We start from the raw sequence: 950 nt of genomic DNA, 5'->3' as shown, positions 1-950 counted from the left end.
CCGCGTTCGGAGGCCTACTTTGTTTTCCCTCTGGCGCAAGGCACGCCGGGAAAACAGTGCGGCCTCGCGGCTACTGGGGTCTACCAGCCTTCGCTTCGCTCTCCATGGCTGGCAGCGTCGGTGAAGAAACCGATCAGTTCGTGCAGGGATACTTCGTGTACGACTCCAAGAAAGCTGGTGCGGTGACAGTTTCCCACCTGCGCTTCAGCCCGCGTCCCATACGCTCCAGCTATCTCATCGAAGACGGTGAGGCGAGCTTCATCGGCTGTCACCAGCCCCAGTTCGTGGACAGATTCAACCTGCTGGAAAAGGCGGCGCGAGGTGCCGTATTCCTGCTCAATACTGACGAAGCGCCCGAGAAGGTCTGGCAAACCCTGCCCAGATCCATGCAGGAAGAGATGCTGGAAAAGGACATCAAACTTTGGGTCATCAATGCCTATGCCGTTGCCAAGGCTACCGGCATGGGCATGGGGCGGCGCATCAACACCATCATGCAAACCTGTTTCTTCGCCATTTCCGGTGTATTGACCCGTGAAGAGGCCATCGAGAAGATCAAGAATGCAGTGGAAAAGACCTACGGCCGCAAGGGACGCAAGATCGTACAGCGCAATTTCGACGCCATCAATGCATCACTCGCAGCCCTGCATGAAGTGACACTGCCCGATGCGGCAGACAGCGATATCGAATTCCAGCCGCCGGTGCCGGCGGAGGCACCGGATTTCGTGCGCACCATCACCGCCACCCTCATCGCAGGCAAGGGTGATGAGCTGCCCGTGAGCGCCATACCCGCCGACGGTTCCTGGCCCCTGGGTACGGCCGCCTGGGAGAAACGCAGCATTGCCCTGGAACTGCCCAAATGGGATGCGGAGCTGTGTATAGAATGCGGCAAGTGTCCTTTCGTGTGTCCCCATTCGGCCATCCGCTCCAAGGTGTTCACTGAAGACGAATTG

1 protein-coding gene is annotated in these 950 nt (G+C 58.7%); it reads left to right on the top strand.

Annotated features, from left to right (window positions below; all coding sequences use genetic code 11):
* Positions 1-104: 104 nt before the first annotated feature.
* On the top strand, positions 105-950 hold an 846-nt coding region (locus ACOCD2_RS22180), incomplete at its 3' end, for a 2-oxoacid:acceptor oxidoreductase family protein (RefSeq protein ID WP_305801955.1).

Origin of the sequence: Thiolapillus sp., assembly GCF_048562965.1 — a bacterium.
Classification (GTDB): domain Bacteria; phylum Pseudomonadota; class Gammaproteobacteria; order Chromatiales; family Chromatiaceae; genus Thiolapillus; species Thiolapillus brandeum_A.
Note: the sequence above shows the minus strand (reverse complement) of the source record. Positions and strands in the feature narration are given on the sequence as shown.